The organism is Curtobacterium sp. NPDC089991, assembly GCF_044748425.1.
GTDB lineage: Bacteria > Actinomycetota > Actinomycetes > Actinomycetales > Microbacteriaceae > Curtobacterium.
Genome location: NZ_JBIVGB010000002.1, coordinates 488,915 through 508,959 on the forward strand (window position 1 = coordinate 488,915; position 20,045 = coordinate 508,959).

The 20,045-nt window shown below is 70.8% G+C and carries 16 protein-coding genes; 4 read left to right on the forward strand and 12 right to left on the reverse strand.

Going from position 1 to position 20,045, the window contains the following annotated elements; translation table 11 throughout:
* Positions 1-18: 18 nt before the first annotated feature.
* Together ACIPV1_RS07500 and ACIPV1_RS07505 are read right to left on the reverse strand one after the other, a co-directional pair.
* Positions 19-198: a hypothetical protein gene (locus ACIPV1_RS07500; protein WP_131845817.1), complete on the reverse strand. Its 180-nt coding sequence runs from the start codon at positions 196-198 to the stop codon at positions 19-21.
* A 110-nt stretch (positions 199-308) separates the two neighbouring features.
* Positions 309-2,441, reverse strand: a complete 2,133-nt coding sequence (locus ACIPV1_RS07505) for an acyltransferase family protein (protein ID WP_123291945.1) — start codon at positions 2,439-2,441, stop codon at positions 309-311.
* A gap of 135 nt (positions 2,442-2,576) precedes the next feature.
* Between ACIPV1_RS07505 and ACIPV1_RS07510 the strand changes: the two genes are divergently transcribed.
* From ACIPV1_RS07510 to ACIPV1_RS07525, 4 genes are all read left to right on the forward strand, one after another.
* On the forward strand, positions 2,577-2,939 hold the full coding sequence (locus ACIPV1_RS07510; protein ID WP_402726067.1) for a hypothetical protein: 363 nt from the start codon (positions 2,577-2,579) through the stop codon (positions 2,937-2,939).
* A 38-nt stretch (positions 2,940-2,977) separates the two neighbouring features.
* Positions 2,978-4,453 (forward strand): cryptochrome/photolyase family protein, encoded by a 1,476-nt coding sequence (locus ACIPV1_RS07515; protein ID WP_402726068.1) that lies wholly within the window; start codon positions 2,978-2,980, stop codon positions 4,451-4,453.
* Between the two features lie 29 nt (positions 4,454-4,482).
* Positions 4,483-5,802, forward strand: coding sequence for a GNAT family N-acetyltransferase (locus ACIPV1_RS07520; RefSeq protein ID WP_402726069.1), 1,320 nt, complete (start codon positions 4,483-4,485; stop codon positions 5,800-5,802).
* A 134-nt stretch (positions 5,803-5,936) separates the two neighbouring features.
* Positions 5,937-6,914, forward strand: coding sequence for a squalene cyclase (locus tag ACIPV1_RS07525; RefSeq protein ID WP_402726070.1), 978 nt, complete (start codon positions 5,937-5,939; stop codon positions 6,912-6,914).
* 1 nt (position 6,915) lies between these two features.
* On the opposite strand, the gene ACIPV1_RS07530 is transcribed toward ACIPV1_RS07525, so the two are convergent.
* From ACIPV1_RS07530 to ACIPV1_RS07575, 10 genes are all read right to left on the reverse strand, one after another.
* Complete coding sequence (locus ACIPV1_RS07530) at positions 6,916-7,914, reverse strand: ABC transporter permease (protein ID WP_132099965.1); 999 nt, start codon at positions 7,912-7,914, stop codon at positions 6,916-6,918.
* Positions 7,911-8,846: an ABC transporter permease gene (locus ACIPV1_RS07535; protein WP_402726071.1), complete on the reverse strand. Its 936-nt coding sequence runs from the start codon at positions 8,844-8,846 to the stop codon at positions 7,911-7,913. Before ACIPV1_RS07535 ends, ACIPV1_RS07530 begins: the two co-directional genes overlap by 4 nt.
* Positions 8,843-10,531: a dipeptide ABC transporter ATP-binding protein gene (locus tag ACIPV1_RS07540; RefSeq protein ID WP_402726072.1), complete on the reverse strand. Its 1,689-nt coding sequence runs from the start codon at positions 10,529-10,531 to the stop codon at positions 8,843-8,845. The genes ACIPV1_RS07535 and ACIPV1_RS07540 overlap by 4 nt, the downstream gene beginning before the upstream one ends.
* A complete protein-coding gene (locus ACIPV1_RS07545; protein ID WP_402726073.1) occupies positions 10,528-12,192 on the reverse strand; it encodes an ABC transporter substrate-binding protein in 1,665 nt (554 codons plus the stop codon). The genes ACIPV1_RS07540 and ACIPV1_RS07545 overlap by 4 nt, the downstream gene beginning before the upstream one ends.
* 217 nt (positions 12,193-12,409) lie before the next feature.
* On the reverse strand, positions 12,410-13,348 hold the full coding sequence (locus ACIPV1_RS07550; RefSeq protein ID WP_402726074.1) for a cation-transporting ATPase: 939 nt from the start codon (positions 13,346-13,348) through the stop codon (positions 12,410-12,412).
* A 505-nt stretch (positions 13,349-13,853) separates the two neighbouring features.
* Positions 13,854-14,318 (reverse strand): DUF2510 domain-containing protein, encoded by a 465-nt coding sequence (locus ACIPV1_RS07555; protein WP_123938488.1) that lies wholly within the window; start codon positions 14,316-14,318, stop codon positions 13,854-13,856.
* Positions 14,319-14,406: 88 nt separating this feature from the next.
* The gene (locus tag ACIPV1_RS07560; RefSeq protein WP_402726075.1) at positions 14,407-15,672 is read right to left on the reverse strand and encodes a D-arabinono-1,4-lactone oxidase; all 1,266 of its coding nucleotides are present in this window, start codon (positions 15,670-15,672) and stop codon (positions 14,407-14,409) included.
* A 26-nt stretch (positions 15,673-15,698) separates the two neighbouring features.
* Positions 15,699-17,228 (reverse strand): L-arabinose isomerase, encoded by a 1,530-nt coding sequence (gene araA, locus ACIPV1_RS07565; protein ID WP_402726076.1) that lies wholly within the window; start codon positions 17,226-17,228, stop codon positions 15,699-15,701.
* Positions 17,225-17,983 carry an L-ribulose-5-phosphate 4-epimerase gene (locus tag ACIPV1_RS07570; RefSeq protein WP_402726077.1) on the reverse strand — a complete coding sequence of 253 codons (759 nt, stop codon included), beginning with the start codon at positions 17,981-17,983 and terminating at the stop codon, positions 17,225-17,227. Before ACIPV1_RS07570 ends, araA begins: the two co-directional genes overlap by 4 nt.
* Positions 17,980-19,671, reverse strand: a complete 1,692-nt coding sequence (locus ACIPV1_RS07575; RefSeq protein ID WP_402726078.1) for a xylulokinase — start codon at positions 19,669-19,671, stop codon at positions 17,980-17,982. Before ACIPV1_RS07575 ends, ACIPV1_RS07570 begins: the two co-directional genes overlap by 4 nt.
* Positions 19,672-20,045 lie beyond the last annotated feature (374 nt).

Here is a 20,045-nt window from a genome sequence, read left to right on the forward strand (position 1 = left end):
CGCTCGCCTGCGAGAGCCTCAGAAGTACATGCGCCCCCGCGCGATGTCGGACTCAGCCTGCCGAAGGGCTTCAGCGACTTCGGGGTCGCTCCCCTCGTACCGCGCCGCCCGAGAGCCGAAGTTGGTGTACCGGTGCATGACGAACCACAGCACGAGGAGCACAGCCAGGACCACGCCGGTTCCGATCCACCACCACATGCGGGCAGCGTAGGTGCGACCGATCGCGGGTGCAACCATTGCGAAGCGCCGTTGACGCTCAGGGGCAAGCCGTCGGCAAGAACGGGGGCTTCCTCCGCCGGCGGTTCCGATCAAGATCGCATCGCCGTCAACGCGGCGTCGATCTCGTCGCCGAGGTACGGCGCGAGTGTCGTCGCGAACGTGTTCGTCAGGTGTGTCTGGTCGCGGTAGACGAGTACGCCGCCGATCACGGCGGGGCAGACCGTGTCGGTGCAGTACGAGTCCGTGAGGTCGACGAGACGGGCAGCGCCGTGCACGCGGTCGACGGCCTCCGCGGATCCGTCGAACCGTGCGAGGGCGTCGGCACGCGAAGAGTCGCAGGCTGGGGTGGTCGGTCCCGACATCTGACCGACGCACGCAACGACATCGGGGCGTGCTGCAGGGTTGTCGCGGAGCGCGATGATCGGGATACCGGCTTCGGCGGCGGCGCTCCATCCTGTGACGAGTCCGTCGACGACCGTCTGCTCGTCCGTGCTCCCCTCCGGCACCACGACCGGGCCGTTACCGCTCGAGTGCGTCACGATCACGCCGTCCAGGTCGGGGTGTGACCGGAGGTGGTCCATGGCGTTCTGCTTCCAGCCGGTGCACGCGTTGACCTGGCGTCTGGACCCCGCCTGCTGCTCGGCAGTCGTCAGGTAGCAGCTCTGGTGACCGGCGACGTCGATGCGCCAGTTGCGCTGCTCCGCGATCCGCGCGTAGGCGTCCACCAGCACGTTGTTGTGCGAGTCACCGATCGCGATGAGGTGCTTCGAGTACCCGGTGGTCGGACCGAGGGAACACACTCGGAACGTGCTCGAGTCGTTCGACCAGCAGGCTGATCGGTTGGCGTCGTCGGCGACCGCGTTCGCTGCGGACGGCACGCGGACGTCGGCGAGGGCTGGGTTCACGCACGGGTCGGCCGAAGCGATCTCCGCCGCGGCTCCGAAGCACGCGACGTTGCCCGAGCCGAGGCGCTCCGCCAGCAGCGCTGTCCGGACCTGCTGGACGTGGAGGGCCGTGAGCGAGGTCGCGCCCAGCGCCACCACGACCAGGGTGCTCAGCACCCCGTAGACCGCAACCCGGCGGGGTCGGAGGCGCCGGACGCGCGCGGAGAACCGGAGCGGCTCCTCGACGAGCAGGGTGGTGGCCGCGCCGAGGGTCAGCGCACCGACGACGATCACGACCTTGTCCAGCGTGGTCGCTTCGTGGCGCGTGACGATCGGCAGGAGGACGATCGCGGGCCAGTGCCAGAGGTAGACGGCGTACGAGATCCGACCGGTGAAACGGACAGGGGCGACATGACCGACCAACTCGAGTCCCGAATGCGAACCGAGAAGCACGACCAGCGTCGCGGACACGACCGGCAGCACCGCCGCGATGCCCGGGAACGGCGTCGCAGCGGTGATGGCGAACAGCGAGACGACCAGCCCGCCGGCACCGACCCAGGCAACGATCGCCCGGGTCGTCCGCGTCCCACTCGACCGCGGCACGCCCAGGGGAATCGTCGCGGCGAGTCCGCCGAGTGCGAACTCCCACGCTCGCGTCGCCGTCGAGAAGTAGGCAATCCCGGACGCGGTCCCGGTCTGCACGATGCTCCACGTCAGCGAGAGCACCACGACGACGCCGAGCACGACGCGGGTCACGACGACCGGGTCGGCTTGTGCTCGGCGTGCGCGGTGCGCGAACCACAGGACCCCGAGCAGCAGCAGGGGCAGCGCGATGTAGAACTGCTCCTCGACCGACAGTGACCAGAAATGCTGGAACGGGGACGCGCCGTTGCCCTCGGCGAGGTAGTCCACCGAATCGGCCGCGAGCTGCCAGTTCTGGACGTAGACGGCCGAGGCGATGAGCTCCCGGCCGTACTGCCCCCAGAGCGCGCTCGGCACCCAGAGGAGGACCGCGACCCCAGTGGCGACGAGCGTGAGGAAGGCGCCGGGGAGCAGTCGTTTCGCACGACGAGCCCAGAACCCGGCGAGAGCGATCCGGCCGGTCGCGGAGACCTCGCGGAGCAGGTGCCCGGTGATCAGGAAGCCCGAGATCACGAAGAAGACATCGACACCGATGAAACCGCCGGGAAGCCTCGTCGGCCACAGGTGGTACAGCAGCACGGCGAGGACCGCGAACGCGCGGAGCCCCTGCACGTCCCACCGCGTGCTGTCCGCCGCAATGCCACGGCCTGTACGGCGCCCTCGCCGAGTCCGCGACGCCACGGTGATCCCAGCCATCACGAGGAGTCTACGAGCTCACACCCGCACATCGGGCTCCGCTTGTGGCACATGCCGCAGAGCGGAACTGTCGCGCGACCGGGCTCGTCCCCATCGCCGACGGCACTGAGCCCCGACAGAACCTAATCTTGTCGGATGCTCTCCCGACGCGACGCCGCCGTTCGACTCGACATCACCCTCGAGATGGCGACCCACCACGGAATCCCCCCGCGTCTCAGCGAAGCCGAACTCGACGCGATCGAACAGGATCCGCCCGCGTGGCTCGTGCAGTCCCGAGCGAACCGCACGGGTGCCAAGAAGGTCTGGGTTCGCCTCGAGTGCGTCGTCTGCGCGTTCGCCGAAGAAGCGCGGCCGAAGAAGTGGTGGCCCGAGTGGGACTACCTGATGTGCGACTACCACGAGCCGTACCAGGCGCCGGAACCGACCGCGGGGCTCACCCGACGTGAGGTCGAGGGCATCGGCAGCCGGTTCATCGCCCTCGTCGACGAACGTCCCTGACTGACAGCTCCACCCCACTCGCTGGGTACGGTCCACCCATGCCCTCCGAACGTCGTCGCCTGGTCCTCCCCGGCCAGTACGGCCCCCTGTTCGACGACGGCGGCCCGGCGCTCGTCGTCGAGGCACGCGAGTTCTTCACCGCTCGCCCCGTCCACCGGGCGAAGGCCCACCTCTGGTTGAGTGCCCTGCGCCACCGCGTCCACGAACTCGGTGACCGTGCCGAGCTCGTCCAGGTCGACACCCTCCGCGAGGCGTTGACCGGCCGCGACGACCTCGAGGCGATCGACCCGCCGTCCCGCACCCTCCGCGCGCAGATCCGGCACTGGGGCCGGGGCACCGTGATCCTGCCGAGCCGCGGGTTCGTGACCGACGAGGACGAGTTCGCGGAGTGGGCGGCGCAGGGCACGGGTCGGTTCCGCATGGAGGACCACTACGAGCGTGTCCGGCGCCGTGAGGGCTGGCTGCTGCGCGACGGCAAGCCGATCGGTGGGAAGTTCAGCCTCGACGACCAGAACCGCCAGCCGCCGCCGAAGGGCGCGACGACCCTCGGGCTGCCCGAGCCCTGGTGGCCGGACGAGGACGACATCGACGACCAGGTGCGGCACGACCTGGACCGATGGGAGCGGGACGGCACCGCCCGGTTCGTCGGCCGGGACGACACCCGTCGGTTCGCGGTGACGGCGGACGAGGCCCAGCGTGCGCTCGACGACTTCGTCGCGGTGCGCCTCGGCGACTTCGGGCCGTTCGAGGACGCCACGTTGACGAACGACTGGACGATGGCGCACTCGCTCCTCAGCGTGCCGATGAACCTCGGGGTGCTCGATCCGCGGCAGGCGATCGACGCCGCCCTCGAAGCGCACCGCACCGAGGCCGCCCCGCTCGCCAGCGTCGAGGGCTTCGTCCGCCAGGTCGCTGGGTGGCGCGACTACGTCTGGCACCTCTACTGGTGGTTCGGCGACGACTACGGCGCTTCGGAGAACGCCCTCGGCGCGCACGGACGCCTGCCCGACTGGTGGCGCGAGCTCGACGCGTCGGAGATCGACGCCGTCTGCGTGCGGACCGCGATCGAGGGCCTGCACGACCACGGCTGGCTGCACCACATCCAGCGCCTCATGGTGCTCGGCAACTGGGCACTGCAGCGCGGCTACGACCCGGTGCACCTGACCGAGTGGTTCACCGACGTGTTCGTCGACGGCACCGACTGGGTGATGCCGGCGAACATCATCGGCATGTCCCAGCACGCCGACGGCGGGATGGTCGCCACGAAGCCGTACACGTCGGGCGGTCGCTACATCGACCGGATGTCGGACCACTGCGGGGGCTGCCGCTTCGACCCGACGAAGCGGGTCGGCGACGACGCGTGCCCGTTCACCGCCGGGTACTGGGCGTTCCTCGCGCGCACCGAGCCGGCGCTCCGTGACAACCACCGGATGGCTCGCCCGCTGCAGCAGATGCGGTCGTTGGCGGACCTCGACGAGGTCATCGTGCAGGAGGCCCGTCGCACCTTGCCGTGACGTCACCCGGTCCCGATAGGGTCGTGAGCGTGAGCAACGAGGCATTCGACGACCGCTACGAGCTGCGCGAGTTCGCGCCCGGGACGGATGACGAGGGGGCACCGAACGCCGAGACCGGATCGTGGATGCAGGCCGTCGGCCTCGGGTTCCACGAAGCCGATCCGGACGCCGAAGGTGCAGCCCGTATGGCGTCCCACTTCATCGCCGACGAAGAGACGTTCCTGGGCGTCTACGTCCGGAAGCCCTTCCCCGGTTCCGTCGACGAGACCTGGCCCGCCGGCACCTTCACGTGGTTCCGCAAGGCGCTGAGCTGGGGCGACGGGTCGTCCGTCGACACGCAGGCCATCTCCGCGGTAACGGTCCGGCCCACCGAGCGTCGCCGCGGCATCCTGCGCCGCATGATGACGCACGCGCTCGAGCGCGGTGTCGCCGAGGGCTACGCCGTGGCGTCCCTGACCGCGTCCGAGGGCACGATCTACCGCCGCTTCGGCTTCGGCAGCGCGATCCGCGAGCGCGCGGTGCGCGTGCGTCGCGAACGCGCACTCCCCCTCCTCGCCCCGACGTCGGGCTCGGTGTCCGTCGTCACGCCGCAGTGGCTCGCCGACGGCCCCGGCAAGGCGGTCTTCGAGCGCTTCCACACCCGCACGCCCGGCTCGATGGTCCGCAACGCGGGCACCTGGCCGGTGGTCTTCGGACTGCTCGGCAACGACGGCCAGAAGGCGAAGGACGTCCGTGCGGCGGTGCACCGCGCCGAGGGCACGGACGAGATCGACGGGTACGTCACCTGGCGTGTCAAGGAGGACGGGTCCTCCGACACCGCACTCGAGATCGTCGACCTGGTCTACGCGAACGACCAGGCCTACACGGCGCTGTGGGAGTTCGTGCTGTCGGTCGACCTGAACGACGTCGTGAAGTACAACCGCTCGCGCCTCGACGACCCGATCGTCGCGGCGCTCGGCGACAACCGTGCGTACGACGTCGACCACGAGGAGGACCACGTCTGGCTGCGCGTCCTCGACGTGGCCGCGGTGCTCGAGTCGCGGCCGTTCGCCGTCGACGGCTCGCTGACACTCGCGGTCACCGATGCGCTCGGCCACACGACCGGCACGTACCGGCTGGACGTCCAGGAGGCCCGTGGCAGCGTCACGCGCATCGCCGACGACGCCGACGTGGCCGGTTCCGACGTCCAGCTCGACGTGGCAGAGCTCGGTGCCCTGCTCATCGGGTCGGTCTCGCCCGTCACCCTGGCGGCCGCCGGCCTGGTCCGCGCTGCGGACACCGCGTCGATCGAGCTGCTGCGCGCGATGCTCCAGCCCCCTCGGACCCCGCACGGCATCACCTACTTCTGATCCACCGCGCAGGCTGTTGCTCGGTGCGAGGTTGTTCACTCGGTGCGAGGTTGTTCCCCCGCACGGAGTGAACAACCTCGCACGAACCGCCCTCGCGCCACCGCGCGTGCGCCGCACGGCGTAGCCTCCGCGCCATGAGCGACGACGCGGTGGTCGAGTGGCTGCTCGACTCGGAGCCGGCGGTCCGGTGGCAGGTCGAGCGTGATCTGACCGGTGCGCCGCCGTCCGTGTGGCAGCAGACCCGGGCGCGGGTCGCGACCGAGGGCCTCGGGGCGGCGATGCTCGCACACCAGGACCCCGACGGGCAGTGGGCCGGTGGCGCGTACTTCCCGGCGGACTTCGACTTCGACGGTCCCGAGGCGGACGACCCGGGGCAGCCCTACACGGCGACGACCTGGTCGCTGAACGCCCTGCGCGACTGGGGGCTCGACTCCGCGGTCCTCGGGGACACGGCCGCCCGGCTCGCGACGAACAGCCGCTGGGAGTACGAGGACCTGCCCTACTGGAGCGGCGAGGTCGACTGCTGCATCAACGCCTTCACCCTGGCGAACGGCGCCTGGCTCGGTGCCGACGTCGGGCAGCTGGCGGACTGGTTCCTCGACCACCAGCTCGACGACGGCGGCTGGAACTGCGAGTGGATCGAGGGGTCGACCGTGTCGTCGTTCCACTCGACCCTCAACGTGATCGAGGGGCTCCTGCAGCACGAGCAGCTGACCGGCGGCAACCACCCCCGAGCAGCGGAACTCCGAGCGGCTCGACTCCGCGGTACCGAGTACCTGCTCGAACGACGGCTGCTGTTCCGGAAGCACGACGGCGAGCTCGTCGGGCCGTGGGCTACCCGGTTCGCGTACCCGCTGCGCTGGATCTACTCGGCGCTCCGGGTCACCGACCACCTGCGGGTTGCTGCGCTGCAGAACGGTACCGCGCCGGACGCCCGGGCGGCCGAGGCGATCGAGGTCGTCCGTGCCGCCAGGAACGACGACGGGACGTGGACCCAGGGAACGCGGCCGCCGGGTCGGCAGTGGTTCGAGGTCGACGTCCCCGAGGGCGAGCCGTCGAAGTGGCTCACGCTCCACGGCACCCGCGTGCTGCGCTGGTGGGACGCCACCTGAGCTACGCCCGGCGCCGCACCCGCGGGTCGACGAACGCGTAGACCACGTCGACGATCACGTTCGCGGTGACGATCAACAGCGCCGAGAACAACGTGAAGCCCACGACGACCTGCAGGTCGAGGGTGTGCACGGCGTCGATGAGCAGCGCGCCGAGGCCCTGCATCGAGAACACCTTCTCGGTGATGACCGCACCGCCGAGCAGCGACCCGAGGTCGAGCCCGAACAGCGTCACCACCGGCAGGATCGCGGTACGCAGTCCGTGCCGCACGACGACCTGTCGCTCGCGCAGGCCCTTGGCCCGAGCGGTCCGCACGAAGTCCTGCGACATCGACTCGAGCATCTCGCCACGGGTCAGTCGGGCGTAGATCGCGGCACTGATGAACGCGAGCACGCACCACGGCAGGATCAGGTGGGTGAACCAGCCGACCGGGTCGTCGGTGAACGCGACGTACCCGCTCGTCGGCAGGATGCCGAGCACGAACCCGAACAGCAGGATGCCGAGCAACCCGATCAGGTACGCCGGCGACGAGACCCCGGCGACCGCGACGGTCATCACGGCCCGGTCGACGAACGTGCCGCGACGGAGCGCCGAGACGGCTCCGCCGAACACCCCGGCGACGAGCCAGAGCACGGCGGCACCGACGGCGATCGACGCGGTGACGGGCAGGCGGGACAGGATCAGGTCGGTGACGCTCTCGTGCAGCTGGAACGAGTACCCGAAGCACGGTGCTGCGCAGGTGATCACGGACGTGCCGCTCCCGAACGTGCGGCCGGTGAAGATCCCCGCCAGGTAGGCGCCGAACTGCGCCAGCCAGGGCTTGTCGGTGCCCAGGAACGCCTGCACCTCGCGCAGCCGGTCCGGCGTGCAGGGCTTGTCGCAGATTGCTCGCGCGGGGTTCGTCGGCAGCAGCATGAACAGTGCGTAGGTGATCGCGGCGACGACGAGCAGCACGACGGCTGCACCGAGGACGCGGATCGCGATGAAGCGGAACGTGCTCATCGGCGTGCTCCTCTCGGGTCGAGGGCGTCACGCAGGGCGTCGCCGAGCACGTTGAACGCGAGGGTGATGAGGAACAGGGCCGCTCCGGGGAACACGAGGTACATGGGGTCGGTCTGCACCCAGCCGACGGCGTCGCCGATGCTGCGCCCCCACGAGGGCGTCGGCGGGGTCACGCCGACCGCCAGGAACGACAGCGCGGCCTCGGCGCCGATCATCGACGGGATCGAGATCGTCGCGTAGACGGTGATCGTCGCCGCGAGGTTCGGCAGCAGCTGGGTGCGGATGACGTGCCACCGGCCGGCGCCCATCGCCGTGGAGGCGACGACGTAGTTCCGACTGACGAGCGACAGTGTCTGGCCGCGGACCACGCGGGCGACGGACGGCCAGCCGAAGAACCCGATGACGAGCACGACCAGGACGGGCTTCGGGAACGACGTCGGCACGATCGCGGTCAGGGCGATCATGAAGACGAGCGACGGGAAGCCGAAGATCACGTCGACCACGCGGGAGAGCACGCGGTCGTACCAGCCGCCGAAGAAGCCGGTGGTGACGCCGACGAGCACCCCGATGACGATCGACTGGAAGGTCGCGGCGAGCCCGATGCCGAGCGACGTCCGGGCACCGTACGTCACGATCGCGAACAGGTCGCGACCGGTCAGCGGCTCGACACCGAACCAGTGCTCGCCGCTGATCCCCCCGCCGAAGCCCTTCGGTGCACCGAACGAGTTGAGCGCGTCGATGTCGTACCCGTACGGGTCCTGCCCGGTGACGGCACTGATGAGCGGCGCCGCGACGGCGACCACGAGGAACACCACGATGACGACGGCCGAGGTCACGGCCCAGCGGTCCTGCCGGATGCGGCGCACCACGGCGCGGAAGCCGGTGGTGCGTCCGGACGAGGCCACGGGGCGCTCGACGACGTTGGCGGTCACGAGGACACTCCTTCCCAGGCGCGCCAGGCTTCGCGGCGGGCCGCCTGTCGCACGGGATCGGCGACGGGCGCCGCTGCGAGCAGCATGCGCGTGTAGTCCTGCTGCGGGTCGTCGAGCACGGCGTCCGTGGTCCCCCGCTCGACCACGCGACCGTCGTGCAGGACGACGACCTCGTCAGCGAGCTGCCGGACGACCGCGAGGTCGTGGCTGATGAGGAGCATGCCGAACCCGAACTCGTCCTGCAGCTGCGCGAGCAGGTCGAGCACGGCCGCCTGCACGGTCACATCGAGTGCCGAGGTGGGCTCGTCGGCGATGACGAGCGCCGGACGGAGCGCCAAGGCCCGCGCGACGGCGACGCGCTGGCGCTGCCCGCCGGAGAGCTGGTGCGGGAACCGCTCGGCCCACGACGGGTCGAGCTGCACGGCGGTCAGCAGTTCACGGACGCGTTCCGCACGATCGGCCGCCGAGGCCGTCCCGTGCACGAGCAACGGCTCGGCGATGCTCCAGCCGATGGTCTGCCGCGGGTTGAGCGACGACGCCGGATCCTGGAAGACGATGCCGACGCGGCTGCGGAGCTCGCGGAGCCGTCGGCCCCTGGCGGTCCGCAGGTCGCTGCCGTCGACCTCGACCGAGCCCTCGACGACGGGCACCAGCCCCGCCAGCGCGCGGCCGATGGTCGACTTGCCAGACCCGGACTCCCCGACCAGGCCGACGGTCTCGCCGGCGCGCAGGTCCAGATCGATGCCCGACACGGTCGGTCCGCCGCGACGCGAGTACCGCACGGCGACGTCGCGCAGCTGCGCGACCAGCGATCGGGAGGCGCGGCTCGCCTCGGCCTCGTCGGCCCGGGCAGTGGACGGGTCCCCTTCGACATCCGCAGCAGCGTCGGCGGCGCCGCCACGGGCCTCCAGGCTGGGGACGGCGGCGAGGAGCTCGCGCGTGTAGTCGGCGGACGGGTGCGCGAAGACCTCGGCGACCGTGCCGTGCTCGACGGGGTCGCCGCGGCGCATCACCAGGAGCTCGTCCGCGACGTCCGCCACCACACCCATGTCGTGCGTGATGAGCAGGACGGCCAAGGAGCGCTCGCGACCGAGTCGGCGGAGCAGGTCGAGGATCCCGGCCTGCACCGTGACGTCCAGGGCGGTCGTCGGCTCGTCGGCGATCAGCGCGACCGGGTCCCCGGCCAGGGCCATCGCGATCATTGCGCGCTGCAACTGCCCGCCGGACAGTTCGTGCGGGTAGGCCTTGCGGATGCGCTCGGGGTCGGTGAGGCCTGCGGCACGCAGGAGCTCGTCGACGCGCGCGGAGACCGCCGCACGATCCAGGTCCGTCGGGTGCGCCCGGATCGCCTCGGCGACCTGCGTGCCGATGGACAGCACCGGCGTGAACGAGTTCATCGGTTCCTGGAACACGACGCCGATGCCGGCGCCGCGAACGGCACGGAGCGTGTCGTCGGAGGCGCCGACGAGCTCCTCGCCACGGAACCGGACGCTGCCGGAGACCCGCGCCTCGGGCGGCAGCAGGCCGAGCACGCTCATGGCGCTGACGGACTTGCCGGAGCCGGACTCCCCCACGAGGGCGAGCACACGACCGGGGGTCAGGGTGAAGGAGACGTCACGGACGACGGGCTCCGCGTCGCCGAACGCGACGTGGAGCCCCTCGACCTCGAGCAGCGGCGAACTCACTTCGCGAGCGAGACCTTGAGGTAGTTCGGGTACGCCGGGAAGTCCGCGATCTGGAAGTTCTGCACGTTCGAACCGGCCAGGAACGACTGCTTCGCGTAGGTCAGCGGGACGATCGGCGCGTCGGCCATGATCTTCTTGTCCGCTTCGACCCACAGCTTCTGCGCGTCCTGCTGGTCGACGGTGGCGCTGGCCTTCTTGATCAGCGCGTCGACCTCGGGGTTGCTGTACTTCGAGACGTTGTAGCCGCCGCCACCGATCTGCGACGAGTCGTAGAGCGGCTGGATGTTGGCGTTCGCGCTCGGGAAGTCCGGCTGCCAGCTGAACAGCGCCAGGTCGAAGTCGGTGCCGTCGGTCGTCGCGGTGTAGAACGAGTCCGCGTCGAGCGGCTTCAGCGTGACGGTGATGCCGGCGCGCTTGAGGCCGGACTGCAGCGCCTGCGCCTGGGCGAGGTAGGTCGGGTCGTTCTGGGTCGCCAGGGTCAGCTTGAGGTCGGACACGCCCGCGTCCTCGAGGAGCTGCTTCGCCTTCGCGACGTCACCGTTCGCGCCGGGCTTGTACAGGTCGTAGTCCTCGCGGCCCGCGATGCCCGGGGTGATGAGGGTCGTGGCGTACGAACCGGCGAGCGCGCCGCCCGCAGCGATCCGGTACGACTTCTTGTCGACGGCGTACTGCAGGGCCTGACGGACCTTGAGGTCCTTGAGCGATCCCTTCTGGGTGTTGATCGCCATGTAGTTGATCGGGCCGGCCTTCGACGTGGCGAGGCGGTCCTGGGCGGCGGGGTTGCTCCGCACCTGGTTCAGCTCGGCTGCGCCGAGGTAGCTCGCGCCGAAGGAGTCCTTCGCGTCACCGTTGTCGGCGATCAGCGTCTGCGTGACGGTCGACGGATCCTGGCTCTCCTTGAACACGACCTTCGACGGGCCGGCGGTGCGGACGTCGTCGGTCTTCGCGCTCCACTCCTTGTTGCGGACGAGGGTGATCTGCGAGCCCTGGGTGTTCGACTGCACCTGGTACGGCCCGGACGCGACCGGCTTGCTGTCGTACGCACCCGTGTCCGTGCCGTCGCCGTCGGGAACCGGAGCGAACGCCGGCATCGACACGAGCCACGGCCAGTCGCCGTACGCGGCGTTGAGCTTGAAGACGATGGTCGAGTCGTCAGGCGTCTCGATGCTGTCGAGGGTCTTGCCGTCGAACGGGCCCTTGTAGTCCTCGCCACCGACCAGGAGCGACTTGTGGTAGCTCAGGCCACCGGTCAGGGTCGGCGCGAACGAGCGCTCGATGCCCCACTTGATGTCCTTCGTGGTGATCGGCGTGCCGTCCTGGAACTTCAGCCCGTCCTTCAGGTGGTACGTCCAGGTCTTGCCGCCGTCGCTCGAGTCGCCGGTGTTCGTCGCCAGGTCCGGCACCACCTTGGCGGCCTTGCCGGGCTCGACGTCCCACGCCGTCAGCCGGCGGAGCACCAGACCCAAGGTGGTGATGTTCAGGTTCTGGCTCGTCGCCGGGTCGAGGTGCACCGCGGTGGCCGTCGTCAGGATGTTGAGCGTGCCGCCCTTGGCCGTGCCGTCACCGTCGTCGGACGAGCTCCCACCCGAGCAGCCGGTCAGGACCAGGGCTGCTGCTGCGGCGACGGCCGCGGTGATCGTCAGGCGGTTCGGGCGTCTCATGACGGTGGTGCTCCTCGTGGGAAGGGTGGTGGCGACCGTGCTGCAGCCGCTGTGGTTGCACGGACCGGGTCGCCGGGCGGCGTCCATCCTGACACCGCGGCGGTCGCCCGTCCGAATCACACGTGCGACAGACGTCGCACGACGAAACAATCCAAGTGCCGCGCGACGTCCGTCTATTCCCGATGGATCTGCACCGAGTCCACCCGAGGGGCGTGGGTCAGCGGTCGAACAGGCCCCCGAGGAAGTCGTTGCCCAGGTTCGAGGCCTGCTCGCCGAGGCCCGACGCCTGCTCACCGAGGCCGCCGAGGAGCTGCTCACCCTCGCCCGCGATCCCCTCGAAGCCGCCGCCGAGGTCAGCGCCGAGGTCGGCCAGTCCGAGGTCGCCGATGCCCGAGGCGATGCCCTCGAAGTCGACGCCGAGGTTCGCGGCCTCCGCGAGCACGGGCCCGGCTGCGGCGCTCAGCACCGCTCCCCCGGCGACCGCGACACCGATGCCGCCGAGCGCCATCGCACCGGCGCCGACCGCGGCACCGCCGGCGAAGGCACCACCACGCCCGCGGCCGTTGCCGTTGCCGTTGCTCGAGCCGCCGAGGACGCGGCGGATCAGGCCCGGACGGCGGACCTCGCCGCGGGTCATCGCGCGCGCCATGCCGCCCGCCGAGTCGTCGCGCAGGTGCTCGTGCGGCGGGAGTTCGGAGTTCAGGCGGTTGCGCACCTGCTGCCGCTGCGCCGGGGTGAGGCGGGCGAAGGCGTCGTGGTGGACCTGCTCGAGCTGGTCCGGCGACGAGGTGCGGAGCAGGTAGTCGTACTTCGCCAGGGCGACCTTGTCCGAGTCGGCCGGGCCGTGCTGCTGCGGCTCGCCGTACTGCTGCTGGGGCGCCTGCCCGTACTGCTGCTGGCCGTGCTGCTGCGGCTGGCCGTACTGCTGCTGGGGCCGCTGCTGCGGCTGGCCGTACTGCTGCTGCGGCCGCTGCTGCTGCTGGCCCCGGTCGTCGCCCGTCAGCCGGTCCGCTGCACCGCGGACGACGTCACGCCAGTCGGTCCCGCCAGCGCGCTGCGCTCCGTTGCCGGGCGCACCGTCCCCCTGCCCACGCTTCTGGAGCTGCTTGTCGATGACCTTCGAGGCCATGCCGAGGATGCGGTTGAAGTTCGCCATCCCCCGACCTTTGTGGATGCACATGTGCGCTCCCAGCGACGAACCGGCGGGTCGCCCGCACATCCGGCGGGAAACCGCTGTGAGCAACGACCGGAATGTCACCGGACAGTTCGTCGTAGGCTTGACCCGGTCGCGCCACCGCCGGAGCGCGATCCGGGCGAAAGCACGAAGCCCGGGACTGCGACAACAGTTCCGGGCTTCGATTTGCCTTCCGAGTGGAAAGCCAAGGGATGAACCAACCATCCCGAGTCCAACGCTCGGAACCGATGGTAGCCGAGCACGCTCGGCGACGCATCCCTTGGTCGAAGCTCCTCGTGTCAGCCGGCGACGACACCAGGAGGTCACCGATGTCGAACGACACCGATGATCGGTCCAGGCGTCGGGTGCCCTGGCTGGGGATCGCGAGCTTGCTCGTGACCGTGGTCAGGCTCCTGATCGACCTGTCCCGCAGGGACTGAGGACCCGGGTGTCCCGCATCGCGCTCAACGGTGCGGGACACCTGTCGTCACGCGAGCAGCTGTGCCGCTCGCACGACGAAGGCAGCCGACGCCGCCAGCCCGAGGATGACCGCTGCGAGTGATACTCCGAACCCGGTGATCCGTTGCCCGGTGAGCTGCCCGGCGCGTGCCAGACCGATCGCGCCGAAGACGATCCCCAGGATCCCGGGGATCGCGAACACGTTGACGATGAACCCGAGCAGCGCGAGGACCAGCCCGGCGTACCCGAACGGATTCGCTGCCCGGGTCGCCCGGTCCTTGGCGATCCGGGCCTTCCGCCCTCGGAGCGGTTGCTCGGTGACGGCCGCGCGGTACTCCGACGGCGCGGGCGGACGCGGTGCCGGCTCCCACTGTGGCGCGGGGACAGCTACAGCAGGTTGGGGTGCGAGTGCTCCCCAACGTGCTCCGTCCCACCACCGTGTGCGGTTCGAGTCTTGCGGGTCCGGGTACCACCCGGCGATCGGCAGCGTCACTGTGCTCCCCTCCGTTGCCTCCGAGGAGGCTACGGAACCGGTGTCGTCACGCGCACGCCCCAGTCGTGGTGCCACGCGGCACGCCCCGTCAGGACAGGACGCGCGCCAGGTACGCGTTGCGGAACCGGCCCGTGGGGTCGACATCGCGGGCGACCGCGGCGAAGTCCGACAGCCGCGGGTACGCCTCGTGCAGACGTTCGACGCTCACGCCGGACACCTTGCCCCAGTGCGGCCGCGGGTCGAAGGGCGCGAGCGCTTCCTCGATCCGCGTCACCGCGGCCGCCACGGCTGCGGCGTCCCGGCGGAACGTGAAGTGGATGCCGACCGACTGCCGACCGGACGACGGCGCCAGCCAGGCGGTGTCGGGTGCGATCGTGCGGATCTCGGCGGCGATGAGGATCGGCGCGAACACCGACTCGAGCGGGCGGAGGGCCTCGAGCGCGGACACTGCCGACGCTGCCGGGATCAAGTACTCGGCCTGGATCTCGGCACCGGTCGACGGCGTGAACGAGGACCGGAAGTGCGGCAGCCGCTCGGCCCACGGCCCGGGGACGCCGCCCTGCTCGGTGACGCCGGCGGGGTCGTTCTCCCCCGGGTGCACGGGGCCGGTGGCGGGCCGCGCTCCGAGGGCGACGAGGTCGACGGTGGGCGAGGGCTCGTCCACGCGGTGCTTCACCCAGACCTGCCGGGCACCGCGGTCGTCGAACGAGGTGAACATCGACACCGAGTAGGCGTCGGACATGACCTGGTCGAAGTGCTCGGACACCGCGTCCCACGGCAGGTCGAGGTGCACCGTCGTGGCGACCTCGAACGTCGGCTCGATCGCGAGCTCCACCGTGGTGACGACCCCGAGCGCGCCGATGGCCACCCGGTGGGCGTCGAGGGCCCCGTCCGGCGAGGACGCATCGACGTGCTCGATCGCGCCGGAAGCGCGGACGACGTCGAGCCCGACCACCGCCTGCGCGAGCGACGGGTTGCGGACGCCGGAGCCGTGCGTGCCCGTGGCGACGGCCCCGGCCGTGGAGATGTGCGGCAGGGACGCGAGGTTCCCGAGTGCCCAGCCACGGGCCTCCAGACCGGCCGCGACCCGATTGTGCGTCATGCCGGCGGCCACGCGGACCACACGACGCGACGTGTCGATGTCGAGGACCGGCGGCAGGTCCTGCAGCGACACCTGCACGGCGTCGGTGTCGGCGATCGTGTTGAAGGAGTGCCGTGAGCCGAGCGCCGTCAGGCGCGGGGTCGACGCGACCAGTTCCTGCAACGCGGCCACCGACGTCGGACGCGCCAGACCGGACGCCCGGTAGGTGACGTTGCCCGCCCAGTTCGTCCGCGTGCGCTGCTCTGCGATCACGTCGCTCATCGTACGGTCCGCGTCCCTCAGAAGCCGCGGTCGAGACGGTGCCACGTCTGCTGGAGACGAAGCTCGTCACGGAAGCCGCGGGCGGTGGTGTGCTCGTCGATGACCAGGAACTCGGTGCCGACCATGGTCGCGAGGTCCTCGACCACCTGCAGACCGACGGCCGTCGTCATCACGGTGTGGTGGGCGGCGCCGGCGGTGAGCCAGGCCTCGGCGGCGACGGGGAACGACGGACGCGGCTCCCAGACGGCACGGCCGACCGGCAACTTGGGCAACGCGGAAGTCGGCGGCACGACGTCGACGACGTTCGCGGTCAAGCGGAAGCCGTCGCGGGTGTCGGAGAGCGCGACCACCACGGCCTCGCCGGAGTCGGCGGTGAAGACCAGGCGGACCGGGTCGTCCTTGCCGCCGATGCCGAGCGGGTGGATCTCGAGCGTCGGCTTCGTGGTGGTGAGCGTGGGCGAGACCTCGAGCATGTGGGCACCGAGGATCTTCTCGGCCCCGGGCGTGAGGTCGTAGGTGTAGTCCTCCATCAGGCTCGCACCACCGGGCAGTCCGGCGCCGGCGACGTTCATCGCACGGACCAGGACGGCCGTCTTCCAGTCGCCCTCGGCGCCGAAGCCGTAGCCGTCCGCCATCAGGCGCTGGACCGCGAGGCCGGGCAGCTGCTTGAGCGTGCCGAGGTCCTCGAAGTTGGTCGTGAAGGCGGCGGAGCCGTTCTGCGCCAGCAGGGTGCGGAGGCCGATCTCGATGGCGGCGCCGTCGCGGAGCGCCGAGTGTCGTTCGCCGCCGGCGCTGCGGAGTGACGGGTCCACGTCGTAGTCGCGCTCGTACGTCGCCACGAGCGCGTCGATCTCTTGGTCCGACGCGGCGGACACGGCCGCTGCCAGCTCGTTCACCGCCCAGGTGTTCACCTGCACGCCGAGCTCGATCTCCGCCTCGGTCTTGTCGCCCTCGGTGACGGCGACGTAGCGCATGTTGTCGCCGAAGCGGGTGAGCTTCAGCTCACGGACTGCTGCGGCACCGGCTGCGGCACGGGTCCAGTTCGACACCCGCTGCTGGACGCGGGGATCCGAGACGTGCCCGACGGCGGTGGCGTGTCGGACACCGAGGCGTGCGAGCGCGTAGCCGAACTCACGGTCGCCGTGCGCGGCCTGGTTGAGGTTCATGAAGTCGAAGTCGATGTCCGCCCACGGCAGCGTGACGTTCGCCTGCGTGTGCAGGTGCAGCAGCGGCTTCGTCAGCGCCTGCAGGCCACCGATCCACATCTTCGCGGGGCTGAAGGTGTGCATCCAGGTGGTGACGCCGATGACCTTGTCGTCGGCGCTGGCCTCGATCAGGGCGCGCCGGATGCCGTCGGCGTCCTTCAGGACCGGCTTCCAGACGAGCTTGACCGGCAGGGCGCCGGCCAGCTCGGCGTGCACGGCCTTGCTCTGCTCCTCGACCTGGCGCAGCGTCTCCTCGCCGTACAGCCCCTGGGAGCCGGTGAGGAACCAGACCTCGTAGCCGTCGAGCGTGGCCTGGGGGTCGACGGTGGTCTCCTGAGTCATTGCATGGCTCCTTCGGGGTTCTGTCCGTAGACGTTCTGGTAGCGATCGAAGAGTCGATCGATGTCTGCTTGCGCGATCGGGACCACGTCCCCGCCCTGCTTCGCGATGTGCACGGTGCGGGCGACGTCCTCGCACATCACGGCGGCCTTGACGGCGTCCTTCGCGTCCTTGCCGATCGTGAAGACGCCGTGGTTCTGCATGAGGACCGCGCGGGATCGGTGGCCGGTCAGCGTCTCGACGATGCCGTGGCCGATGGAGTCGTCACCGATGATCGCGAACGGCCCGACCGGGATCGGCCCGCCGAACTCGTCGGCCATCGCGGTGATCACGCACGGGATGGGTTCCGCTCGTGCGGCCCACGCCGTCGCGTACGTCGAGTGGGTGTGCACGACACCGCCGACCTCGGGCATGTTCCGGTAGACGTGGGCGTGCGCGGCGGTGTCGGAGGACGGGCCGTGCGCGTTGCCCCAGCCGTCGGCCGGCTCGCCGTCGAGGGTGCAGACGACCTGGTTCTCCGGGGTCAGGTCGTCGCTCGAGACACCGCTCGGCTTGATGACGAACAGGTCGGTGCCGGGCACGCGCTCGGAGACGTTGCCGCCGGTCCAGATCACCAGGCCGTAGCGGACGAGTTCGCCGTGCAGGCGGGCGACGCGTTCCCGGGTGGTCGCCACCGCCTGGCGTGTGGTCGGGTCGGTCGCGTCGGCGTGCTGGGTCGCGTCCTGCTGGGTCGCGTTCTGCTGGGTCGCGTCGGTCATCGGGTCGCTTCCTGCTCTGCCGGGAGGCGCGGGTCGGCGCCGTCGGTCTGCTCGGTCGGGCGCGTGGTCGCGCTGGGGCGGGTCGCCGCCGCCGCCACGTCCTGCACGGGCAGTGCGGCCCGGTAGCGGCCCAGGTAGGTCTGGAAGCCGTCGACGTCGGCCGGCTCGGGCTCGGCCACGTGCACGGCGTCCCCGCCGAACACGGTGTCCGACAGGAAGTCGGCGAGCTGCTGGTCGGTGTGCTCGAGGTAGGCGGCCAGGACGGCGATGCCCCACGCTCCGCCCTCGCCCGCGGTCTCCTCGAGGGCGATCGGCACCCGCAGTGCCGCGGCGAGCAGACGCTGCGGGGCGCCGGGCGTGCGGAAGAGCCCGCCGTGCGCGGTCATCCGGTCGACCTGCACCTGCTCGCCGTGCAGCACGTCCATGCCGATCGCCAGGGTGGCGAACGCGCCGTGCACCTCGGAGCGGACCAGGTTGCCCAGGGTGAAGCGGGCGTCGGGGGTGCGGAGCAGCAGGGGCCGGCCGTCCTCGACGTGGGTGACGGGTTCGCCGGCCAGGTAGTTGAACGAGAGCAGGCCGCCGGCGTCGGGGTCGGTGCTGTCCGCGATCGATTCGGTGAGCAGTGTCGCGTAGACGGTGTCGACGTCGAGGGGCTGCCCGGCCGCTTCGGCGAACCGTCCGAAGACCTTCGCCCAGCTCGCGATCTCGCTGGCGCCGTTGTTGCAGTGCACCATCGCCACGGCGTCGCCAGCCGGGGTGGTCACGACGTCGAGTTCCTCGTGCGGGGTGCTGAGCGGGTGCTCGAGGACCACCATCGCGAAGATGCTCGTGCCGACGCTGACGTTGCCGGTGCGGGGTGCGACGGCGTTCGTCGCGACCATGCCGGTGCCGGCGTCGCCCTCGGGCGGGCAGAGCGGCGCGCCGGGTTCGAGCGTGCCGGTGGGGTCGAGCCAGGCGGCGCCCTCGGGGGTCAGCTCACCGGCTTCGGCACCGGCGACGAGGACCTCGGGCAGCAGGGACCGCAGGTCCGGCACGCCGATCAGGTCCTGCGCGGTGGCGAGCATGGCCTGGTCGAAGTCCTTCGCGCCCGGGTCTCCAGGACCGCTGTCGACGGGTCCGCCCTCGATCGGGAACACGCCGGAGGCATCCCCGACGCCGAGCACGTTCCGTCCGGTGAGTCGTCGGTGCACGTAGCCCGCGAGGGTCGTGATGCCCGCGACCTCGGCCACGTGCGGTTCCTCGTCGAGGACCGCCTGGTACAGGTGTGCGATCGACCAGCGGAGTGGCACGTTGAAGGCAAGTGCCTCGCTGAGCTGTTCGGCTGCGGGCCCGGTCGAGGTGTTCCGCCAGGTCCGGAACGGCACGAGCAGGTCGCCCGCGGCGTCGAACGCCAGGTAGCCGTGCATCATCGCGCTCACGCCGACCGCGCGGAAGGTGGTCGGACGCACGCCGAACTGCGCTTCGACGTCGGCGACGAGCGCGGCGTACGCGGCCCGGAGACCGGTCTCGACGGCGTCGAGCGAGTAGGTCCAGCGGCCGTCGACGAATTCGTTCTCCCACTCGTGGGAGCCGGCGGCGATGGGGACGAGGTCCTCGTCCACCAGGCATGCCTTGATGCGGGTGGAGCCGAGCTCGATCCCGAGTGTCGTGCGGCCGTTCGCGACCTGCTGGGTGGGGTCGTCGCCCATGCGTTCCTCCAGAACTCCGTCGTCCTCCGTGAGCGCTCACATCCTGGCACGTGAGCGCTCACTCTCGCAACGTCCGGGCGCGCCGCCGGTCTCGCCTCCCCCACCAGTCGAGACACCCCGCTCAGTTCTCCCGGCCGGTCACGAACTGTCGTCCGGAGCAACTACAGCCGACCATTCCTGACCGGTCGACGTCCTACGCACGACAGGTCGTGACCGTGCGACGAACGAGGGCGACGACGACGTGCGATCCATCGGCGCCCCGCACCCGCGCACGTCCCGACCACCCGCTGCCCCGCACCCGTGCACGTCCCGACCACCCGCTGCCCTGCACCCACGCGTGTCCTGACCACCCACTACCCTGCACCCGCGCATGC